This window comes from Sphingomonas longa, assembly GCF_016892685.1.
Taxonomy (GTDB): Bacteria; Pseudomonadota; Alphaproteobacteria; order Sphingomonadales; family Sphingomonadaceae; genus Sphingomonas; species Sphingomonas longa.
The window spans coordinates 1,231,235-1,251,994 of the sequence record NZ_JAFEMC010000001.1; the positions used below are offsets into that span (position 1 = coordinate 1,231,235).

Genomic DNA, 20,760 nt, shown 5'->3' on the forward strand with positions numbered 1-20,760 from the left:
TTGGTCCTTTACTCGCCAGCTTGGGCGCGCGGCACGATCGTCAGTTGCTGTACCACCGTGCGGCTCGGCTGAGTCAGCAGATAATGGACGCCGACCGCGATGTCCTCGGCGCGCAGCATCGTTTCTTCCGCGATCTTTTCGCGCTGCTCCTCGGGCGGAGTGTCCGGCTCCTGCATGGTCGATCCGGTCAGGCCGGGTTCGACCAAGGCGACGCGGATGCCCTTGGGTCCGAGTTCGCGGCGCAGCGCTTCGGAGAAGCCGGCGATGCCCGCCTTGATCCCGGCATAGACGGTCGATCCGGGCCCGAGCACGTGTGCGCTCATCGATCCGATCAGCACGAGATCGCCGGTCGTGCTCAGCCGGGCGGCGGATGCGTGCGCGCCCATGACATAGGCGGTGAAGTTGAGCGCCACGCGTGCGCGACCTCGTCCTCGCTCATGTCGGTCAACCCCTCGGCAGCGACGGCGGCGTTCATCACAGCGATGTCGAGGCCACCGAGATACGCCTCGCCGGCCTCCACGAATTTTTGCGCGTTGCCGGCGACGGCGAGGTCGAGGACCGTGCCGTCACCCTCCCCCACTTCGCGGATGCGGGCCAGCGCGTCCTCCAGATGTTCGGGGCTGGTGCCGCCGACGAACACCTTCGCACCCTCCGCGGCGAGGAGCACGGCGATCGCGCGGCCGATTCCGGTCGTGCCGCCGGTGACGATAGCGCGACGGCCCTGCAAAGGGGTCACGGCGGTGTGGGCGTCGGTCGATTCCGTCATGTTATCATCCACTTGGCTGTTCGCCGCTAGGGACGCCCGACCCTCTTCGTGGTTCCCCGCGACGTGATCCGAAGGGTTGCAGATTGTTCATGCTTTTCTGCGAGATAACCGCTCCTGCCCTCTGGGACGCATGATGAACGCGCATTTCTCGATCACGGTCGATCCGACCATCCACCTTCTGTCGATCAGGATGGGCGGTTTCTTCTCGCAGGCCGATGTCGGCGCGTTCGATGCCGATCTGCGGCAGAAGGTGCCGACGCTGAACTGTGGTCCGAACGAGCACATCACGCTGGTCGATGTCACCGAGATGCGCATCCAGTTGCAGGACATTGTCGCGATGTTCGCCAAGATCGTCAGCACGCCGCAAAACCGGTCGAAGCGCCTCGCCTTCGTGACCGGCTCCTCGCTTGCCCGCATGCAGACGCGGCGGTTGACGGATCGGCCCGACGTGGAGTTCTTCACCGACCTCGACGCTGCCAGGACGTGGCTGTTCGCATGACGCGCCGAACCCGCCGCCGGTGACCGGCGACGGGCGGGCTTCCTCTCCCGGAAAACGCGTCAGCCGAGACGGCCCAGGCGGTGGTACAGGTTGGAGAATTTCGCCGAGCGCGGATCGTCGGCGATCTTGCGGACGTAATCGGCGACGGCTTCCTTCATCAGGCCGAAATCCTCCGTCGAAAAGACGGCGCGGCTGCGTTGGGGTTCGGTGTTCGGCATCGATCGTCTCCTGATTTGCTGCTCTGACTAGGCGGCTTGGTGGAACTAGGCGGCTTTGTGGAACTGGGCGGCTTCGGTGGACTCGGCGAGCGCGGTGGTGCTGCTCTCGCCCCCGGCGACGGCCTGCGCGACGAGATCGAAATAGCCGGTGCCGACCTCACGCTGGTGACGCGTGGCGGTGTAACCTTTGGCTTCGCTGGCGAATTCGGCCTGTTGCAGCTCCGAATAGGCCGCCATGCCGCGGTCACGGTAGCCGGACGCCAGTTCGTACATGCCGTGATTGAGCTGGTGGAAGCCGGCGAGCGTGACGAACTGGTACTTGTATCCCATCGCGCCGATCTCCCGCTGGAAGCGAGCGATGTCGTCCTTGTCGAGGTTCGCCTCCCAGTTGAAACTCGGCGAGCAATTATAGGCGAGCATCTTGTTCGGGTGTTCGCGCTTGATCGTCTCCGCGAACCGCCGCGCATCGTCGAGGTTCGGGTGCGACGTCTCCCACCACAGCAGGTCGGCATGCGACGCGAATGCCAGCCCACGCTTGATGCAATGATCGACACCGGTACCGTCCTTGAGGCGGAAGAACCCTTCCGGCGTGCGTTCGCCGGTCAGGAACTCGTGATCGCGCTCGTCCACGTCGCTGGTGATGAGCTTCGCGCTTTCGGCGTCGGTGCGGGCACAGATCACGGTCGGCACGCCCGACACGTCGGCGGCGAGGCGCGCCGCATCGAGGTTGCGGATATGCGCCTGCGTCGGGATCAGCACCTTGCCACCCAGATGGCCGCACTTCTTTTCGGAGGCGAGCTGATCCTCGTAATGCACGCCCGCCGCGCCTGCCGCGATGTAGGCCTTCATGATCTCGAAGCAGTTGAGCGGACCGCCAAAGCCAGCCTCCGCATCCGCGACGATCGGCGCGAACCAGTCGCGTTGCGCGCCGCCCTCCGAATGTTCGATCTGGTCGGCGCGTTGCAGCGCATTGTTGATGCGCTTGCACAGTTCCGGGCCGGCATTGGCGGGGTAGAGCGATTGGTCCGGGTACATCGCGCCGGCGGTGTTGGCATCTGCGGCGACCTGCCACCCGGAGAGGTAGATCGCCTTCAGTCCGGCGCGGACCATCTGCATCGCCTGATTGCCGGTCATCGCGCCGAGCGAGTGGACGTAATCTTCCGTATTCAGAAGGTCCCACAGCTTCAGCGCGCCACGCTTCGCCAGCGTATGTTCGATCGGCACCGATCCGCGCAGCTTGGCGACATCCTCCGGCGAATAGGGACGCTCGATCCCGTCGAAGCGACCGGGAGGCGAGGGAACGAGATCGTCGAAGGTCATTGTCACATCCTTTACAGTGTCGTCCGTCTTGTCCGACGAAGTGGAGGAAGCGGAGGCGAACGAAAAGATGTCCCCCTTTCTTCATGCGGTCGCGAAGTGGAGAACTTCCACTTCGGCGACTGTCATGGTGTAAATCGTTGACATAATCCGGGCTCCTGTCGACTGTGTGTAGAAATACAGGATCGGGAGGCTGTAGGACATGGCCGGGGCAGGAACAGGTGGGCGCAAGCTGCTGGCGGGACATGCGCTGCGGCGGCTGCGGCGGGCGCAGGGACTCAGTCAGGTACAGATGGCGGAGATGCTGGAGGTCAGCACCAGCTATGTGAACCTGATCGAGCGTAACCAGCGGCCGGTATCGGCGGCGATCGTGATGCGACTGGTCGAACGGTTCGACTTCGACCCGCGCGCGCTGGCGGCAGACGCGCCGGGCGGTGGTGCGGCGGCGATGCGGCGGCGGCTGGCCGACCCGATGTTCGCCGATCTGGAGATCGATCGTAACGAGGTCGAGGAATGGCTGGCCGCCGCCCCCGGCGGTGCGGCGGCGTTCGCAAGGGTGTTCGACCGGCTGGGTAGTGGTGGCAGCGAGGGCGGAGCGCCCGTGGCCGACGATCCGTTCGCGGAGGTCCGACGCGCGATCGGGCGGTGGCGAAATCATTTCGCCGACCTCGACGCGTCGGCGGAGGCGCTGGCGGACGAGCTGCGGCTAGGCGCGGGTGATCTGCACGGCGCGGTCGCGGAGCGGTTGCGCGTGCGGCACAGCCTGTCGATCCGGGTGCTGCCGGTGGACGTGCTGCCGGATGTGCTGCGGCGGCTGGACCTGCATGCGCGGCAGCTGCAGCTGTCGGAATTGCTGGGGCCTTCCGCGCGGACCTTCGCGGCGGCGTTCCAACTGGCGCAGATCGAGGCGCGGGCGGAAATCGACGCGCTGGTGCGCGGCGAGGCGTTCGTGGCGCGCGCGGCGGAGCGGCTGTTCCGGCGGCATCTGGCCGGATATTGGGCGGCGGCGCTGATGATGCCCTATGCCCGGTTCCTGCGTGGATGCGAGGCGACGGGCTACGACGTGGAGCTGCTGGGGCGGCGGTTCGGAGCGGGGTTCGAGCAGGTGGCGCATCGGCTGACGACGCTGAGCCGGGTCGGCGCGCGGGGGCTGCCGTTCTTCATGATCCGCGTCGATCGCGCCGGACAATCCTCGAAACGCTATCCGGGTGCGAGCGGAGCGGCGCTGGTCGAGGTCGAGGGGCGATGCCCGCTGTGGCGGCTACATCATGCGTTCGATCGACCGGGCGAGGTAGCGACCCAACTGGTTGAACTGGAGGACGGCGCACGATTCGTGACGATGGCGCGGACGGTGACGCCGCAGGTGCGGCGGGTTGGTGGCGTGCCGGTGGAATTCGCGGTTGGGCTGGGGGTGGCGGCGGAGTTCGCGCGCGGGCTGGCGGCGGCACGCGGGCTGGACCTCGGCGGCAGCGCCACGCCGATCGGGCTGGGATGCCGCGCGTGCGTGCGCGCGGACTGTCCGCAGCGGTCCGCGCCACCGGCGGGACGCGCGCTGACGGTGAACGAACGTGAGCGGCGGATCACGGCGCTGACCTTCGCGGGGGATTGAGGACGCCGGGTCGGCGTGCAGGCCGCGAGCGAAGGGAGCACGGCGGGTCCCGGAACAGCCCGACCGCCAGATCGACGCGCGCGGCCCGCGCGGTCAGGCCTCCTTCCACGACAAGGGTTCCCTGCGGGCGACCGTGACCTCGACGGGCACCGGCGGCGACACCGTCGCCGGCCACCGTGCCGCGATAAACCGGCTCTTGGCGACCCAGGCCAGCGAGACGCTGTCCGACTGATTGCCGCCGAGGATGCGATAGGCGTCCGCATCCTCGCCCGCATAAAAGCCGACATGACCCAATCCGCTGTCCCTGGTCTTTCGCCAGAAGACCATGACCGCACCCGGCGTGGGCTTCGTCGCGATGCCGAACGCGCCCCACGCGCGGGCACTCAGCACGCGGGTCGGTAAAGGTTCGCGGTCCAGTGTCGACGAGATGCAGTGGCCGACGAACAGGCCGCACCAGGGAATGTCGTCCGACTTGTAATCGAGCGTCTTCATATCCTTGACCCATTCGATGATCTCCGGGTTCGATCCCACGCCGGGATGTTCGCGAGTACCGAGCAGCCGCTGGGCTTCCTTGAACCAGACCAGGCTGGGATCATCCAGTTTTCGCGGCAGCTTCGTATCGGGGAAGAGCTCGGCGAGTGTCAGATTTCCAAGGATTCCATCTGCCTGCAAGTTGTTGCTGTCCTGAAAGGACCGTAATGCAGATGCCGTCTGCCGTCCCCAGACTCCGTCCAGTGCACCGGGCTTGTAACCCTTTTGCGCCAGCGCCTGCTGTACCTAGATGATCTTCATGATAATTCCCCCCGACTCGCCCTCGAACGTGGGATACTCGCGCGCATGGATGACGGAGTCTATCACTCATGCTGCATATGTTGCCGATTGTTGTGGTCGGTCGACCCACGTCTTGCCGGATTGGCCGGCGTCGCCGCGCGTTGATCGGCACGACCGGCGAAGAGTGGCTTTCGCGCGACGAATCAGAACGCTAGGCGAGACGCGGGGCCGCCGGTGCGGCGCCTGCCGGAGTGCCTGTCCATGCGTTCGATGTTGCCCGTTCTTCTGCTCGCCTCCGCTGCCCTGATCGCGGTGGTTGGGGTGCCGGCGATCGCCTCGGGTCAGGCGTTGCCGCCGCCCGTGCCTGTCGCCGGCGACGGGCCGGAGGATGCGCGATTGAAGCGGTTGTTCTATGACAGCGACGAGCGGGATCTGGCTCTGTCGCCGCTCGGTGCGATCGCGCGCGGGGACATGCGCTACGCCGACCAGTTCGGCGAGTATCTGACCGACGCGCGGCTGGCGCGGGACAAGCGCAATCTGGAAGCCGACCTGAAGGCGCTGAACGCAATCGATCGTGCGACGCTGACGCCGGTCGATCGCATCGCATACGACGTGTTCCGCAACCAGATCGAGATCGGGCTGAAGGGCTATACGCCCGAACTGCTGGCGATCGTCCGGTTGCTCCCGGTCAGCCATTTCGACGGGTTCCAGACCTTCTACCCGGACTTCGCGTCGGGCAAGGGGGCGGCGCCGTTCAAGGCGGTGCAGGATTACGACAATAACCTGAAGCGCAACGCCGGCTATGCGGCGCTGTACCAGCGGCTGACCGACCGGTTGCGCGAGGGCATGGCGAAGGGCGTGACGCAGCCCAAGCTGGTCGTGCGCAACATGATCGCGCAGTTCGATAACCTGATCGCGGAGGGCGTCGAGAAGTCGACCTTCTACGCACCTGTCACGATGTTCCCGGACGGCATCCCGGCGACCGAGCGCGTGCGGCTGACGGCGGCCTATGCGGCGCAGGTGCGTGACGTGATCCTGCCGGCGCATCGCGCGTTCCGCGACTTCCTCGCGAAAGAGTATCTGGCGAAGGCGCGCGATACGGTCGGGCTGTCGGCGCTGCCCGGCGGCGCGGCGCTGTACGCCCACAATATCGAGCAGAACACGACACTGCCGCTGAAGGCGGAGGACGTCCACCAACTCGGCCTGTCGGAAGTGGCGCGGATTACGCGGGAGATGACGGCGCAGCAGAAGGCGGTCGGGTTCAAGGGCACGCTGGCGCAGTTCTTCGACCACCTGCGTACCGACGCACAGTTCCAGCCCAAGTCGGCGGAGGCGCTGCGCGCCGGGTACGAGGCGATCGGCAAGCGCATCGATGCGCGGGTGCGCGAGCAGTTCTCGCTGATTCCGAAGACTCCGCTCGAAATCCGGCCGGTGCCCGATTTCCGCGCCAAGACCGATGCGGCGGGATCGTACCAGCAGGGCACGCCGGACGGATCGCGGCCGGGCATCTTCTATTACAACACCTACGATCTGCCGACGCGGTTCACCTGGGGGATGGAGACGCTGTACTTGCACGAGGCGGTGCCGGGACATCATTTCCAGATCAGTCTGGCGCAGGAGAATGCGGCCCTGCCCGCGTTCATGCGCTTCGGCGGCAACACCGCCTATGTCGAGGGATGGGCGCTGTATGCGGAGACGCTGTGGCCCGATCTGGGCATGGAGACGGACCCGTATCAGCGGATGGGTGGCCTGTCCGACGAGATGCTGCGCGCGATGCGGCTGGTGGTCGACACCGGCATCCACGCCAAGGGGTGGAGCCGCGAGCAGGCGATCGATTACATGCTCGCCAATTCGCCGATGAGCCGGACGGATGCGACGGCGGAGGTGGAGCGCTACATCGCGATCCCCGGACAGGCGCTGGCGTACAAGATCGGACAGCTCACGATCCTGAAGCTGAAGGCGCAGGCGAAGGCCAAGCAGGGCACGGCGTTCAACCCGCGCGCGTTCCATGCGGCGGTGCTGGATTCGGGGGCGCTGCCGATGCCGGTGCTGGAGAAGAAGATCGGGGACTGGCTGGCGGCCAAGTAGGGCAGAAGAGCAACATGCCGTCACCCCAGCGAAAGCTGGGGTCTCGTAGTGGCGGCGGGGATCAATCGCCTGAGATCCCAGCTTTCGCTGGGATGACGGTGGAGGTTACCCCGCCCCCTAAGCGTCCCGCAGCCCGATCCCGATCGCCGCTCTCGCCGCGTCGCTTTCGCTGCTGACGACCGGATAGGCGCAGTAATCGGCGGCGTAATACGCGCTGGGGCGGTGATTGCCGGACCAGCCGATGCCGCCGAACGGCGCATTGCTGGCGGCGCCGTTGGTCGGACGGTTCCAGTTGACGACGCCGGCGCGGATATTCGCCCAGAAGCGATCGTAGAGCGCCGGCGTCTGGCTGACGAGCGCCGCCGACAGGCCGTATCGCGTGTTGTTGGCCTCCGCGATGGCGGCGTCGAAGTCGGCGGTGCGGAACACCTGCAGGATCGGGCCGAACAGTTCGAGGTCGGGACGCTCCGCCATGTTCGTGACGTCGATCATGGCGGGGGCGAGGAATGGCAGACGGTCGTCGGGCCGCTCCAGATGCCGGATCGGGCGGCCGCCGCGCATCAGCAGCGACAGGAAGCTCTCCGTCAGCTGGTCGGCGGCCTCGTTGTCGATCACCGGGCCCATGAAGGGCGCGGGCGTGTCGTGCGGCGCGCCGACGATGATCCGCTGGCAGATGCGCCCGATCGCGTCGATCAGCCCGTCATAGAGCGAGTCCTGCACGATCAGGCGACGCGCGGCGGTGCAGCGCTGGCCGGCGCTGGTGAAGGCGGATTGCACGACCAGCACGGCGGCGGTGTGGAGGTCCGGCGTATCCCACACGACGATGGGATTGTTGCCACCCATTTCCAGCGCCAGGATTTTCTCCGGTCGCGTCGCGAACAGGCGGTTGAGCGCAATGCCCGTGCGCGCCGAACCGGTGAACAGAAGACCGTCGATGTCGCGGTGTTCGGCGAGTGCCTTGCCCTGATCGGGACCCCCGACGAGCAGCCGCACCGACCCCTCCGGCACGCCCGCCGCGTGGTAGCAGTCGACGAGGAACTTGCCCGTCGCAGGCGTCTTCTCGGACGGCTTGAACACCACCGCATTGCCGGCGATCAGCGCGGGCACGATGTGGCCGTTGGGCAGGTGCGCGGGGAAGTTGTACGGCCCCAGCACCGCGAGCACGCCGTGCGGCTTGTGACGCAGCGCCACGCGGGCACCGGCGGCGGCCTCCATCCGGCGTTGCGCGGTGCGGTCGGCATAGGCGGTGGCGGAAATATCGACCTTGGCGATCACCGATTCGACTTCGGTGCGTGCCTCCCACAGGGGCTTGCCGGTCTCGCGCGCGATGACGTCGACGAACGCGTCCTGACGCTGGCGGACGACGTTGGCGAAGCGGCGCATCGTCTCGATCCGGAACGCCAGCGGCTGCGCGGCCCAGCCGGCCCAACCGGTGCGTGCCGCCGCCACCTCCGCATCGACGTCGCCGATGGGCAGCCGTGCCAGCTCGGCTCCGGTCGCAGGTTCGAAGGAGATGATCTCGCTCATGATCGCCCTTCATAGACGCGGCCAGCTTGCGGGCAAGTGAAGGCGCGCATTCGTTTGCGGAACGCGAAAACGATCACAGAGGATGCGAGAAGTCGTTGGAGCGGCAGGGCGCGCGGCAGCAGGAGGCCTGGACGGGGGATTAGGGGAGCACGATGCGGAGATTGCCGGTGGGCGTATACGTCGCGAGCGCGGCCGCGCTGGGGTGGGTCGTATTGGCGGGTGGCGCGGAACTGCTGTGGCTGGCGTTCCGCCACTGAATGTCAGCGCAGCGCCGCCCCGAACGCGCGGATCGCGGCGACCTTTTCGGTGAGCGCGGACCAGTCTTCATCGTCGGCGATGCGCGCCCAGATCGCCTCCACCTCGTCGATCAGCATCGAACAGGGTTCGCCGGTCCAATAGTCGCCCCGCGCCTTGCGCGGAACGAAAGCGGCGGCGCGGCTGCGGACGTCCGCCCAGTCGTCGCCATAGCTGTCGGGCAAGGGTACCGCGAAGGCGTCGTGGAAGAACCCGTCAAGCGGATGGCCGGTGGCGCGCAGCGTCGCCTCCACCGCCCGCACCAGCGCGCGATCGTCGGGCGTGCCGAGCGGCGTCAGCCCCATTCGCCACAGCACCGCCTCCACCAGCGCCTGCTGGAAACGCGGCGAATAGCGCTCCACCGTCTCGATCAGCGCGTCGCTCTCCGCGATCGGGCGGAGCGAGGCGGCAAGCTGCATCACGTTCCAGCCGATCGCCTCCGGCTGACGGCCGAACGCGTAGAGGCCCTGCTGGTCGAAATAGGCGGCGGTGAAGGCAGGGTCCCAGGTCGGTGCGAGCCGCCAAGGGCCGTAATCGAAGCTCTCGCCGGTGACGTTGATGTTGTCGGTGTTGAGCACGCCGTGGACGAAGCCTGCGGCCATATATTGCGCCGAGAGCGTCGCGGCGCGACCGACGACGAGGTCGAGCAGGCGCACCGGATCGCCAGCCGGCTCGTCGAACAGTTTCGTCAGGGCATAGTCGGTCAGGCGGCGCAGGCCGTCGTCGTCCCGCAGATAGGCGAGCCGCTGAAAACTGCCGATGCGGATATGGCCGTGGCTAAGCCGGACCATCACCGCCGACCGCGTGGGCGACGGCTCGTCGCCGCGGTCCAGTTGCTCGCCGGTCTCGATCAGCGACAAAGTGGAGGATGTGGAGACACCGAGCGCGTCGAGCATCTCCGTCGCCAGCACTTCGCGCACGCCGCCCTTCAGCGTCAGGCGACCGTCGCCGAAGCGGCTCCACGGCGTCTGCCCCGATCCCTTGGTGCCGAGATCGACCAGCCGGCCGTGCGCGTCGCGCATCTGCGCAAAGGTGAAGCCGCGACCGTCGCCAAGATCGGGATTGTAGGTCCGGAACTGGTGGCCGTGATAGCGCAGCGCCAGCGGCTGCGGCAACGTATCCGGCAGTGGTTTGAAGCGCCCGAAATGCGCGATCCATTCCTCGTCGCTCAACGCGTCGAGGCCGACCGTGGCGGCGGCGCGATCGTTACGGAAGCGCAGCCGCGTCTCCGGAAAATTCGCCGCGGCGACCGGGTCGACGAAGGTCGGGCCGAGATCGAGCAGGGCGGCGGCGGGGCGATAGGCTTGCGTCACGGGCATGGCCCGATATGGGTGGCGCGCACCGGGAGACGCAAGCATGGCCGCTTATACGAACGTCTATTGGTGGTCCGCCGACGGCGTTCGCCTGCATGCGCGCGATTACGGTGGCGGAGACGATGCCCCGACGGACGGACGCCCTCCCCTGCTGTGCATTCCCGGGCTGACTCGCAACGCCCGCGACTACAAGGCATTCGCGGAGGCGCATGCCGGCGAATGGCGGGTGATCGCGGTCAGCCTGCGCGGGCGTGGCGAGAGCGGCTACGCCAAGGACGCGATGAGCTACGTGCCGCTGACGTACATGCAGGATATCGAGGCGCTGCTGGTCGATCAGAAGATCGACCGGTTCGCGCTGGTCGGCACGTCGCTGGGCGGGATCGTCGGCATGTTGCTGGCGGGTGCGCGCGGTGGCCGGATCGCGGGCGCGCTGATCAACGATGTCGGGCCGGAGATCGATGCCGCGGGGCTGTCGCGCATCCGCGGCTATGTCGGCAAGGGGTCGAGTTGCCCGACCTGGCTGCATGCCGCGCGCACCGTGGCGGAGGCGAACCGCGACATCTATCCCGACTGGGGGCTGGAGGAGTGGCTGGCGATGGCCAAGCGGCTGTACCGGCTGACCAGTGCGGGGCGGATCGTGCTGGATTACGACCTGCGCATCGCCGAGCCGTTTCGCGTGCCGGGCGCGGAGAGCGGGCCGGATATGTGGTCGGCGCTGGCGGCGCTGGGCGATGCGCCGGTACTGGTGGTGCGCGGCGAGCGGTCGGACATCCTGTCGGGCCCGGTGGCGGAGCGGATGATCGCGGCGCTGCCCGACGCCACGCTGGCGACGGTGCCGGGGATCGGCCACGCGCCGACGCTGGCCGAGCCGGAGGCCGCGGGCGCGATCGGGGCGTGGCTGGACAAGGTGCGCGCGCGACACTGAGCGATGTGCTGACAAACAGGCGGGGACCAAGTCGGTCGTAGCGCGTTCATCGCTGCCAGTGCCGACACCTTGGCGGCGCGCACCGGATAGACCTTCATGACGACGCTGACTGGCCGCATCCGCGAGAATATCGTCCTCTACGGCGCGCTGGCCGCCAATCTGGGCATCGGCGTCGCCAAGTTCATCGCGGCTGGGATCACCGGATCGTCGTCGATGCTGACGGAGGGAGTGCATAGCTGCGTCGACAGCGGCAACCAGATCCTGCTGCTGTACGGCCAGCACCGGAGCCGCCGCTCCCCCGACACCGCTCACCCGTTCGGATATGGTCGCGAGCTGTATTTCTGGGCATTCGTCGTGGCGATCCTGATCTTCGCGATCGGCGCGGGCGTGTCGATCTACGAGGGGTGGCGGCACATCGTCGAGCCGGAGCCGCTGACCAGCCCCCTCGTCAACTACATCGTGCTGGGCATCTCGGTACTGTTGGAGGGGTCGTCGTGGACGATCGCGGTCCGTGAATTCTCCGCGTCCAAGGGCGACACCGGCTGGTGGCAGGCGATCCGCGAGTCGAAGGACCCGGCCGGCTTCATCGTGCTGTTCGAGGATTCGGCGGCGCTCGCCGGGCTGGTCATCGCAGCGGTCGGTGTGTGGGCGAGCCACTATTACGACAATCCGGCGCTGGACGGCATCGCGTCGATCGCGATCGGGTGCATCCTGGCGCTGGTCGCCGTGTTGCTCGCGCGCGAGAGCAAGGGGCTGTTGATCGGCGAACGCACCGATCCGGCGACGATCGCCCGCATCCGCGACATCGTCGCCGCGTATCCGGGCATCGCCGCCGTCAACCACGTCCGCACGATCCACACCGCGCCGGACGCGGTCTTCGTCGCGATCAGCGCCGATTTCGACGACGCGGTGACGATGGGCGACGGCGAGCGGATCATCGAGGCGCTGGAGGCGAAACTGCACGACGAATTGCCGACGCTATCGTCGATCTACATCCGGCCGGAACGGCGCGAGGACGCGTTCGTGGCGACGGCTGCGCCGGCGTAGGGCTTTTTACTCCCTCCCCTTCGGGGGAGGGAGACGTGCAATGACGGACAGTTGGAGCCCTGCGCTACTCCGCAGGAACCAGTTCGATAACATCCAGCGTGGATTCGAACGCCGGATAGGGGAGCACCATCCGCCAGCGACGCTCGCCGATGCGCTCGACGATGCCCGCCATGTCGCGCGAACGGTCGCGGCCATAAGGCATCGCGCGCGTTTCGTCGCCGAGCGCCAGCGTGCCGAGGAACACCGCGCGGGCGTCGGTATCGGGGTAGAGCGTACCCACCGGACGCTGCGATCCAGTGGTCTTCGCGAAGGACGCCGGGTCCTTCCCCTGCCCGACCCGGCAGCGAAACCACTCGTGCGGAACGAAGCTCAGCGCATCGCCGCCGCCGAGCTTCACCGTCCGGCATCGATAGTCGCCGGCGGGTGGCACCGGATCGACCAGAGCGTGGTCCGGATCGTACAGCACCCGGTCGCGGGCGATCGCCGCCGCGCCGTCCGGCGTACTGCGCGCCTGCGTCAGTGCGGCGACCCAGGCATCGCGCCATCCCCGCAAACGCCCGCGATCGTTCGGGGTCGCGGTGCGGCGCCAGTCGGCGGCCTGCCCGGCACTGGCGACGACCAGCAAGGCGGCAGCGGCCGTGACGGCAGCGGGCGCGCGCCTCATTGTGCGGTCCAGCCGCCATCCATCGACAGGTTGGTACCGGTGATCGCCTTCGCTTCGTCGCGGCACAGGAAGAGCGCGAGCGCGGCGACCTGCTCGGGGGTGACGAACTCCTTGGTCGGCTGCGCGGCGAGCAGCACGTCGTTCATCACCTGATCCCGCGTCATCCCGCGCGCCTTCATCGTGTCGGGGATCTGCCCCTCCACCAGCGGCGTCCAGACATAGCCGGGGGAAATGCAGTTGGCGGTGATCCCCGCCTGCGCCACTTCCAGCGCCACCGTCTTGGTCAGGCCCATCAGGCCGTGCTTGGCGGCGACATAGGCGGATTTGTTGGGACTCGCGACCAGCGAATGGGCGGAAGCGGTGGAGATGATCCGGCCCCAGCCCTGCGCCTTCATGTGCGGGATCGCGGCGCGCATCGCATGAAACACGGACGACAGGTTGATCGCCAGGATCGCGTCCCACTTCTCCGGCGGGAACTCCGCGACGGGCGCGACATGCTGGATGCCGGCATTGCTGATGAGGACGTCGATCGATCCGGTTTCGGCGACCGCCCGCTCGATCATCGCCGCGATCTGGTCGGGCCGGGTCATGTCGGCGGCGTCGTACAGCGCGGTCGCGCCGCTGGTCGTCGCAAGTTCGGCGCGGATCGCCTCGATCGCGTCCGCCTCGCCGAAACCGTTGAGGACGACCGCCGCACCCTCCGCCGCCAGCGCGCGGGCATAGGCCAGCCCGATGCCGCTGGTCGAACCGGTCACGACCGCCGTCTTGCCCTTCAGGAACATCGTCAACTCCCCCCACGCCTGCCGCCAGTCTGGCCGCGCCGCCTCATCCTATCAACGGCCCTTGAACCTCTTGGGTCCGTCGCGCATTCAACGGGCGGATACGGCAGAGGGGCAAGTGCCATGCGGCTCGACGATTTCGACCCGAATATCAACGTCGGGGACCAGGGCAATCGTGGCGGCGGCTTCGGCGGCGGCGGCGGCGGTGGGCTGCTGTTCGGGCTGTTGCCGCTGATCGGCAGCCGTTTCGGCTGCGGTGGCATCGTCGTCGTGCTGATCCTGCTGGCGGTGTTCGGCGGACTCGGCAACATCGGCTCGATGATCGGCGGTGGCGGCGGGTCGGGGACTCAGGTCACGCGCACCGCGCCTCAGACCGGCGAGAAGAGCGCGACCGCGATCTGCTCCTCCGACCCCGCCAAGCGCGCCGCCTGCAACGCGTTCAGCTCCGCGGAAAATACGTGGGAGGCGATCTTCGCCAAGTCGGGCCAGCAGTTCAAGGCACCGGGCCTGCAGTTCTTCAGCCGCAATGGCCAGTCGGGTTGCGGCGCGGCGCAATCCGCGATGGGGCCGTTCTACTGCCCGACCGACGACAACATCTATCTCGATACCAGCTTCTTCGACGAGCTGGCCAACCGGTTCGGCGCGAAGGGGGATTTCGCGCAATATTACGTGATCGCGCATGAATTCGGCCACCACATCCAGAACCTGCTCAGCACCTCCGAACAGGTGCAGCGCATCCAGCGGTCCGCCGGCGAGGCGGAGGGCAATGCCGCGTCCGTCCGGCTGGAGTTGCAGGCGGATTGCTATGCCGGCGTATGGGCGGCGCAAAATCGCGACCGGCTCGATCCGGGCGACGTCGAGGAGGGCATGACCGCCGCCTCCGCGATCGGCGACGACACGCTGACCAAGGGGCGCGTGTCGCCCGACAATTTCACGCACGGCACGTCGGCACAGCGGATGGAATGGTTGCGGCGTGGTTTGCAGACCGGCGATCCGGCGCAGTGCGATACGTTCAAGGGGTCGTTGTAAGACCCTGACGGGGGGCGGCAAGCGTGCCGCCCCCGGCGTGGTCCTCAGCGCGAGGCGGCGAGCAGCTGCGTTAGTTGCGAGTGTTCGCCGACCCCGTTTGCGTAGACGTGGTCGAGATAATAACCGGCCAGCATGTAGTGCGCCTTGACCGCCTCCGGCACAGTGGATCGCTGCGCCATCTCCAATTCGGCTTCGGCTCGCTTGTAGTAATAGTCGCAGTCGGTGCGCATGATCGAAACCCAAGTTTAACAGGTGCTTGGCTCATGCATCAAGCCGATCTGGCGCGCATTAGGACAAGTTAGTACGCCATCGTACGCGGGAAGGGCCGCAGCAGCCTGCCCTCCCCGCCGCGGTTACAGACGGACCAGCATCTTGCCGGTATTGCCGCCGCTGAACAGGCCGAGGAAGGCGTCCGGTGCGGTATCCAGTCCGTCGAATACCGTCTCTTCGCCACGCAGCTTTCCACTGGCGACGAGCGAACCCATCTCCGCGTAGAACTCGCCCGCGCGGTTCATGTAGTCGCTGACGATGAAGCCCTGCATCCGAACGCGGTTGCCGATCAGGCGCGCGAGATACTTCAACTGCGTGGGCTTGGCGTCGTTGTACACGTCGATCATCCCGCAGATCGCGAAGCGCGCGCGGGGCCGCGCATGCGCCAATGCCGCGTCCAGATGATCGCCGCCGACATTGTCGAAATACACGTCGATCCCGTTCGGAGCCGCCTCGCCCAGCGCGCGGACGACCGATCCCGCCTTATAGTCGATGACCCCGTCTGCGCCGAGCGAACGGACCCACTCGCCCTTTTCCGCGCCACCGGCCGAGCCGATCACCGTCATGCCCTTGGCCTTGGCGATCTGGACGACCGTAGAGCCGACCGCACCCGCCGCCGCCGATACGAACACCGTGTCGCCTTCCTTCGCCTCCGCTACCGCGAGCAGACCGAAATACGCAGTCACGCCGGGCATGCCCAGCCGGCCGAGGAACGCCTGTGGCGGCGCATCGAGCGCGGGCAGCTTCGTGAAGGCCGCCGCAGGGCCGGTCGCCTCGTCGCGCCAGCCCTGCATGTGCAGGACCATGTCGCCGACCTTCAGCGAGTCGCTGCGGCTCTCCATCACCTCGCCGACCGCGCCGCCGTCCATCGGTGCACCGATCGCGAAGGGCGGGACGTAGCTCTTCACGTCGTTCATGCGGCCACGCATGTACGGATCGACCGACAGCCAGCGATTGGCGACGCGGACTTCGCCGTCGTTGAGCGGCGCGGCATCCACGTCGATCAGGGCGAAGTCGGCGTGGGTCGGCGTCCCGTTCGGGCGCGACGCCAGGGTCCAGGCGCGGGGCATCGATGTCTCTCCTCGTTATCGTTCAACTGGGTCTGGCGAAGGCGCGGCGATCGCACAAATGAAAAGGGTCCGGGCGTCGCCGCCCGGACCCTCTCCCGCAGTGTCCCGGGCGTTAGTAGGTGCCCGGGAAACTCTTGTTCAGGTTGCCGTCCGACGTGAAGTCGTCGCGATCCGTCTTGGTCTGGTCGGTCGTCGACCGGCCGGTCGTCGCCGACGCGGTGCTCGACGCACTGGCGCCGCCCTGCGAACTGCCCTGCTGGCGGTTGTTGTCACCGTAGCCGAACATCGCCTGATTGCGGTCCTCGTCGCGCCACGCCTTCTTCGCTTCGTCGGCGGATTTGGTCAGCGTGACCTTGTCGTCGACCGACTGTACCCAGCTCGACGGGATCGAGTGGTGCTGACCGCCCGCATCCACGTCGTTCTTGGTCAACAGGATACGGTCGCCACGCACCTTGTCGACGGTCCCGACATGCGCGCCGTCCGATCCGACGACCTCCTGATGTTCGGTCACCTTGTTCAACTGGTCGCGCTGACCCTGACGAGTGGTGCGCCAGCTGGAGAACTCGTTCTCGAACTTGGAGCGGTTCTCATTGCGATATTCGTCATAGTCGCGGTCGAGCGCGGCGATCTGGCCGCTGCGCCAGCTATGATAGTCCTCGTCGTGGTGGCGCGAGCGGTTACCGTAGCGGGACTGACCGCTGCCGCCCTGCGACGGGTCGGACCGCTCGTCGTAGCGCGAATCCATCTCGCGGCGACGCTCCGCCTCGTCATCGCCGAACCACGAACGGACCTCGTCCCCGGCCCGCGCCAGGAAGCCGCGATCCTCATAGTCATAGCCCTGCGGCTGACGGCCATATCCGCCGCGGTTCGGGTCCCGGTTCTGCTCGCGACCCTGTTGCTGACCACGATAATTGTCGTCGTCGGCGTGGCGGTAGCGGCCGACATCCTCGAACCGGCGGCCGTCGCTGGCGTAGGAGCCGTGATATTCGCGCGACCCGCCCTGCTGCTGGCCCGAACCCTCGCGACCGCGGCCGTAGAAGCCCTGCGATCCGCCATAGCTGCCGCCGCGCGCCTGATCGCGGCTGCCATAATCGCTGCCGTAATCGCGATCGCCATAACCGGAGGTGCCGCGTCCAGGCTGGTTGCCCTGCCCGTACTCCGCGCGTCCATATTCGGAGCGGCCATAGTCCGAACGACCGGCATCGGATTGGCCGTAATCCTGCCGACCGTAGCTCTGCCGCCCATAATCGCGTGCGCCGTAACGGTCGCGTGAGCGGTCGCCGTCATCGTCATCCCGCCCCAGTCGTCCGGCAGCGGCATAGTCGCGTGCACTGGAATAGGTGTACTCCCGGCCAGTGCCGAAGTCGCGGCGCGAGTCCTGCGGATCGGATTGGTCGTTCCCTCGCGGATAGCGTTCGTAGCCCATGATGGTCTCCATTCTCCTGCGGTGGTTGCCGGCCGCGTCACGTCGCGCGGTGTTCGGTTTCCGGAAGCAAAAACGGGCAGTTGGGACCGATGTTCCTGATCTGGAGCACATCCGGTCGTACGGGGGGATCGTCCCGCCCCCGGTGACTTGATGCTGCTGCACCGAAGGCATGTTGCATTGCCCGAAACGGCTCGCTAAGGGCGTCGCTCCCGGCTTTGTCCGGGCTGCTGCCGGCTCAGCCGGAGGGCGCGGGGCTGTAGCTCAGATGGGAGAGCGCTGCAATCGCACTGCAGAGGTCAGGGGTTCGATTCCCCTCAGCTCCACCACCCCGCCCACAGCATCCCATGAAGCGCCGGGATCATCACCGCCTCCGCGCGTTACGCCAGTAATGTTCGACGATCAAAGCCCCGCCATTCCCGCCGCGACGCTGGTGATCCTGCGTGATCGCGCCGATGCGCCGCCCGAGCTGTTGATGGTAGAGCGCGCCAAGGCGATGGCGTTCGCCGCGGGAGCGCTGGTATTTCCGGGGGGGCGGGTCGATCCCGGCGACGTGGCGCTGGCCGCGACGATGCAGAGCGACGATGCCGACGGCACGGCCGCGCGCATCGCCGCGATCCGCGAAACGATAGAGGAGGTCGGGCTGCCGATCGGCGTCTCAGCCGATGTCGATGTTTCAGAGGCGCGCGCCGCGTTGCATGCGGGCGCGCCGTTGATGCAGGCGCTGGACGGCGCGACGCTCGACCTCGATGCGCTGGTGCCATTCGCGCGGTGGCGGCCCAGCCATGCCACGTCGCGGATATTCGACACCCGCTTCTACCTCGCGCGGCTACCGGCGGACGCGCCGGTCGCGGAGGAGGACCATACGGAGAATGTGCGCCTGCTGTGGACCAGCGCCGCCGCGATCCTGGCAGAGGCGGATGCGGGGCGGGCGGCCCTGATCTATCCGACGCGTCGCAATCTGGAGCGATTGGCGCTGTTCGGCAGCTATGACGACGCCGTTGCGCAGGCCCGTGCCCACCCGGTGCGGCTGATCTCGCCCTTTCCCGCGTGGCGGGACGGCATCGAGCAGCTCTGCATCCCCGACGATCTCGGCTACCCGGTGACGGCCGAGCCGCTCGATGCCGCGATGCGCGGTTGATGGCGGTATTGCGTCGCCTTGCCGGAGTGTTGGTGTTCGGCGGCATCGCGTTGGCGCTCGCGTTCATCGCCTGGGCCGCGTTGCGGGGGCGACCGCAGGATCTGCCGTGGACGCCGCTCGATCTCGGCCAGCCGGTGGGGCTGTTCACCGGGCGCAAGCTGACCGCGCTGACGGAGGATTTCCCTGCCTGCCGCGCCGCGCTCGACCGCGCCGGTGTCCGCTATACCGCGCTGCCACCAAGGTCGGGAGCGGGCCAATGCGGCTATCGCGACGGTATTCGTTTCACGGCAAGCGGTGCGCGCAACATCGCCTTCGTGCCCGCGGGCCTCGGCGTCGCCTGCCCGGTCGGCGCCGCGCTGGCGATGTGGGAATGGGATGTCGTGCAGCCGGCTGCGGAGGCCGAGTTCGGGAAGCGCGTCGTCTCGATCGACCATTTCGGGAGCTATAGCTGTCGACGCATCTATGGGCGCGATGCCGGCAACTGGAGCGAGCATTCCACCGCCGATGCAGTGGACATTGCCGGCTTCCGCCTGACGGATGGTACGCGCATCACCGTCGCACGCGACTGGAAAGGAGACGACGGCAAGGCGCGATTCCTGCGCCGCGTGCGCGACGGTGCGTGCAAGCTGTTCGCGACGACGCTGTCGCCCGACTACAATGCCGCGCACCGCGACCACCTCCACCTCGATCAGGCGAACCGTGGCGCGATGGGGTGGCGAGCCTGTCGCTGACGGTCGACCGCCGCGTGAGTGTCAGTTCGCGATCGGCTGAGCGCCCTCGACCTTCTCCACCCAATAGGGGAAGAACGCCGGTTGACGGTTGGACCAGCCCGCCGCGGTCGCCGCCGCTTCGCTGATCGACTGGAGCAATGTGCGCCGCAGTTCTGGATGCAGATGCGGCAACGCCGCCGCCGCGCAGAACGCCGCGGGCAACCACGGGCGCACCTCCGCACCGATCAGCCGCTCGTACAGGAAGCGCACCGCCGAGAAGCTGGGCAACCGGCCCTGCCCCAGATCGAACGCGACCACGGTGACCAATGGCGCCAGGAACGGCTCGATCGCGTCGAGGCCGCTGTCGTCGGGGACGATCTCGCGGATCGCAGGCAGCGCGCGGTACAGGCGGGCCTGCGCGCGGATGCTGGCGGCTTCCACCACGTCGCGCGACCACCGGGTCATGGCGTCGTCGCGGTCCAGACCGATGTCGAGCGAACGGCGGATATACCGCTGTGTCGAGCTGGAAAAGCTCGCGAATTCCTTCATCTCGGCCAACGTCATCGCACCTTCGGCCGGCTTCATCCTCGAACCCATCGTCGTCACCCCGCCCAGAGCTTCTGCCCGACAAGGGATACGCCAAAAGTGGTTACACCGCCCTTAACGAGACCGTCGCCGGATCGTCATGAACATCGCCGAAAATCGCTGCGCTGCAACAAGGGATGCGACGAACCGAGGTTCGCCGCATCCCAATCGTGGATTCATGGTGCTTTTGCGCAACAAACAAAGGTTGCGCCCGAACCGCTCAGCCGCCGTCGCGCAGCGCCCGTTCCTTTTCCTCGTCATAGCCCGACGACACGGCGGGCTCGCTGCCGCGATGGACGGGCTGCGTCGAGGAGGCGGGGTCGCTGGCGTCCATCGACTCGTCCAGCGCATTGTCCAGCCGCGCGTCGCTGCTCTCCGGGTTCTTCTCCAGCCGCTTGGCGATCGACTTGTCGCGTCCCGCATCCTGCCCCTGCACCCGACTGCCGCCCGTGGGTTCGTCGGGATCGCCCGGGGCAACGGACAGGCTGTCGAGCGCGCGGTTATCGATGTCGGCCATCTTGGCTCTCCTATGATCGTTCTAGGGTCAAAACGATCATGCCCCGTCGCCGTTCCTGTAGCCCGTCCAGTTCTCTCGCGACGATCCGATCACAGCCGCCGCACGCGCACCGTCTGCCGCTGAAGGCGGGTCAGGCCCCACACGGTCATGAAGGCGATGTCGGTCGCATCGCGCCCGGCGGTCACGACCGCGATCTCG

At 67.3% G+C, this 20,760-nt stretch carries 20 protein-coding genes, 1 tRNA gene and 1 pseudogene; 9 read left to right on the top strand and 13 right to left on the bottom strand.

Going from position 1 to position 20,760, the window contains the following annotated elements; all coding sequences use genetic code 11:
* Positions 1 to 8: 8 nt before the first annotated feature.
* Positions 9 to 766 (bottom strand): annotated as a pseudogene (locus ILT43_RS19455) (SDR family oxidoreductase).
* Between the two features lie 130 nt (positions 767 to 896).
* On the opposite strand from ILT43_RS19455, the gene ILT43_RS06025 reads away from it, so the two are divergent.
* The gene (locus tag ILT43_RS06025; RefSeq protein WP_204196034.1) at positions 897 to 1,265 is read left to right on the top strand and encodes an STAS/SEC14 domain-containing protein; all 369 of its coding nucleotides are present in this window, start codon (positions 897 to 899) and stop codon (positions 1,263 to 1,265) included.
* 59 nt (positions 1,266 to 1,324) lie between these two features.
* On the opposite strand, the gene ILT43_RS06030 is transcribed toward ILT43_RS06025, so the two are convergent.
* The gene (locus ILT43_RS06030; RefSeq protein WP_168377291.1) at positions 1,325 to 1,483 is read right to left on the bottom strand and encodes a hypothetical protein; all 159 of its coding nucleotides are present in this window, start codon (positions 1,481 to 1,483) and stop codon (positions 1,325 to 1,327) included.
* Positions 1,484 to 1,528: 45 nt separating this feature from the next.
* Entirely contained in the window at positions 1,529 to 2,803 is a 1,275-nt protein-coding gene (gene aceA / locus ILT43_RS06035) for an isocitrate lyase (protein WP_204196035.1), read from the bottom strand.
* 199 nt (positions 2,804 to 3,002) lie between these two features.
* Between aceA and ILT43_RS06040 the strand changes: the two genes are divergently transcribed.
* Positions 3,003 to 4,409: a helix-turn-helix domain-containing protein gene (locus ILT43_RS06040; RefSeq protein ID WP_204196036.1), complete on the top strand. Its 1,407-nt coding sequence runs from the start codon at positions 3,003 to 3,005 to the stop codon at positions 4,407 to 4,409.
* A gap of 93 nt (positions 4,410 to 4,502) precedes the next feature.
* Here the strand turns inward: ILT43_RS06040 and ILT43_RS06045 are convergent, their stop codons facing one another.
* Entirely contained in the window at positions 4,503 to 5,174 is a 672-nt protein-coding gene (locus ILT43_RS06045; RefSeq protein WP_211534405.1) for an NlpC/P60 family protein, read from the bottom strand.
* Between the two features lie 276 nt (positions 5,175 to 5,450).
* Between ILT43_RS06045 and ILT43_RS06050 the strand changes: the two genes are divergently transcribed.
* The gene (locus tag ILT43_RS06050) at positions 5,451 to 7,268 is read left to right on the top strand and encodes a DUF885 domain-containing protein (protein WP_204196038.1); all 1,818 of its coding nucleotides are present in this window, start codon (positions 5,451 to 5,453) and stop codon (positions 7,266 to 7,268) included.
* A 117-nt stretch (positions 7,269 to 7,385) separates the two neighbouring features.
* Here the strand turns inward: ILT43_RS06050 and astD are convergent, their stop codons facing one another.
* Both astD and ILT43_RS06060 read right to left on the bottom strand, forming a co-directional pair.
* Positions 7,386 to 8,795, bottom strand: coding sequence for a succinylglutamate-semialdehyde dehydrogenase (astD, locus tag ILT43_RS06055; protein ID WP_204196039.1), 1,410 nt, complete (start codon positions 8,793 to 8,795; stop codon positions 7,386 to 7,388).
* A gap of 260 nt (positions 8,796 to 9,055) precedes the next feature.
* Complete coding sequence (locus ILT43_RS06060; RefSeq protein ID WP_204196040.1) at positions 9,056 to 10,408, bottom strand: protein adenylyltransferase SelO family protein; 1,353 nt, start codon at positions 10,406 to 10,408, stop codon at positions 9,056 to 9,058.
* A gap of 37 nt (positions 10,409 to 10,445) precedes the next feature.
* On the opposite strand from ILT43_RS06060, the gene ILT43_RS06065 reads away from it, so the two are divergent.
* On the top strand, positions 10,446 to 11,327 hold the full coding sequence (locus ILT43_RS06065; protein ID WP_204196041.1) for an alpha/beta fold hydrolase: 882 nt from the start codon (positions 10,446 to 10,448) through the stop codon (positions 11,325 to 11,327).
* 96 nt (positions 11,328 to 11,423) lie between these two features.
* Entirely contained in the window at positions 11,424 to 12,374 is a 951-nt protein-coding gene (locus ILT43_RS06070) for a cation diffusion facilitator family transporter (protein ID WP_204196042.1), read from the top strand.
* A 64-nt stretch (positions 12,375 to 12,438) separates the two neighbouring features.
* Here the strand turns inward: ILT43_RS06070 and ILT43_RS06075 are convergent, their stop codons facing one another.
* On the bottom strand, positions 12,439 to 13,038 hold the full coding sequence (locus ILT43_RS06075; RefSeq protein WP_204196043.1) for a DUF4893 domain-containing protein: 600 nt from the start codon (positions 13,036 to 13,038) through the stop codon (positions 12,439 to 12,441).
* The gene (locus ILT43_RS06080; RefSeq protein ID WP_204196044.1) at positions 13,035 to 13,820 is read right to left on the bottom strand and encodes a 3-hydroxybutyrate dehydrogenase; all 786 of its coding nucleotides are present in this window, start codon (positions 13,818 to 13,820) and stop codon (positions 13,035 to 13,037) included. The genes ILT43_RS06075 and ILT43_RS06080 overlap by 4 nt, the downstream gene beginning before the upstream one ends.
* Positions 13,821 to 13,940: 120 nt before the next feature.
* Between ILT43_RS06080 and ypfJ the strand changes: the two genes are divergently transcribed.
* Positions 13,941 to 14,846: a KPN_02809 family neutral zinc metallopeptidase gene (ypfJ, locus tag ILT43_RS06085; protein ID WP_204196045.1), complete on the top strand. Its 906-nt coding sequence runs from the start codon at positions 13,941 to 13,943 to the stop codon at positions 14,844 to 14,846.
* A 44-nt stretch (positions 14,847 to 14,890) separates the two neighbouring features.
* Here the strand turns inward: ypfJ and ILT43_RS06090 are convergent, their stop codons facing one another.
* The 3 genes from ILT43_RS06090 to ILT43_RS06100 all read right to left on the bottom strand — a co-directional run bounded on the left by ILT43_RS06090 (position 14,891) and on the right by ILT43_RS06100 (position 17,624).
* Complete coding sequence (locus ILT43_RS06090) at positions 14,891 to 15,076, bottom strand: hypothetical protein (RefSeq protein ID WP_204196046.1); 186 nt, start codon at positions 15,074 to 15,076, stop codon at positions 14,891 to 14,893.
* 123 nt (positions 15,077 to 15,199) lie between these two features.
* Positions 15,200 to 16,186, bottom strand: a complete 987-nt coding sequence (locus ILT43_RS06095; RefSeq protein WP_204196047.1) for an NADP-dependent oxidoreductase — start codon at positions 16,184 to 16,186, stop codon at positions 15,200 to 15,202.
* A gap of 112 nt (positions 16,187 to 16,298) precedes the next feature.
* Positions 16,299 to 17,624, bottom strand: a complete 1,326-nt coding sequence (locus ILT43_RS06100) for a DUF2171 domain-containing protein (protein WP_204196048.1) — start codon at positions 17,622 to 17,624, stop codon at positions 16,299 to 16,301.
* A 238-nt stretch (positions 17,625 to 17,862) separates the two neighbouring features.
* Here ILT43_RS06100 and ILT43_RS06105 point away from each other — a divergent pair.
* From ILT43_RS06105 to ILT43_RS06115, 3 genes are all read left to right on the top strand, one after another.
* Positions 17,863 to 17,938 (top strand) — tRNA-Ala (locus tag ILT43_RS06105).
* A 62-nt stretch (positions 17,939 to 18,000) separates the two neighbouring features.
* Complete coding sequence (locus tag ILT43_RS06110) at positions 18,001 to 18,750, top strand: NUDIX hydrolase (RefSeq protein ID WP_204196049.1); 750 nt, start codon at positions 18,001 to 18,003, stop codon at positions 18,748 to 18,750.
* Positions 18,750 to 19,481: an extensin-like domain-containing protein gene (locus tag ILT43_RS06115; protein WP_204196050.1), complete on the top strand. Its 732-nt coding sequence runs from the start codon at positions 18,750 to 18,752 to the stop codon at positions 19,479 to 19,481. The genes ILT43_RS06110 and ILT43_RS06115 overlap by 1 nt, the downstream gene beginning before the upstream one ends.
* A 21-nt stretch (positions 19,482 to 19,502) precedes the next feature.
* Here the strand turns inward: ILT43_RS06115 and ILT43_RS06120 are convergent, their stop codons facing one another.
* Positions 19,503 to 20,045, bottom strand: coding sequence for a hypothetical protein (locus ILT43_RS06120; RefSeq protein ID WP_204196051.1), 543 nt, complete (start codon positions 20,043 to 20,045; stop codon positions 19,503 to 19,505).
* A 220-nt stretch (positions 20,046 to 20,265) separates the two neighbouring features.
* A complete protein-coding gene (locus tag ILT43_RS06125; RefSeq protein WP_204196052.1) occupies positions 20,266 to 20,562 on the bottom strand; it encodes a hypothetical protein in 297 nt (98 codons plus the stop codon).
* Between the last annotated feature and the right edge of the window lie 198 nt (positions 20,563 to 20,760).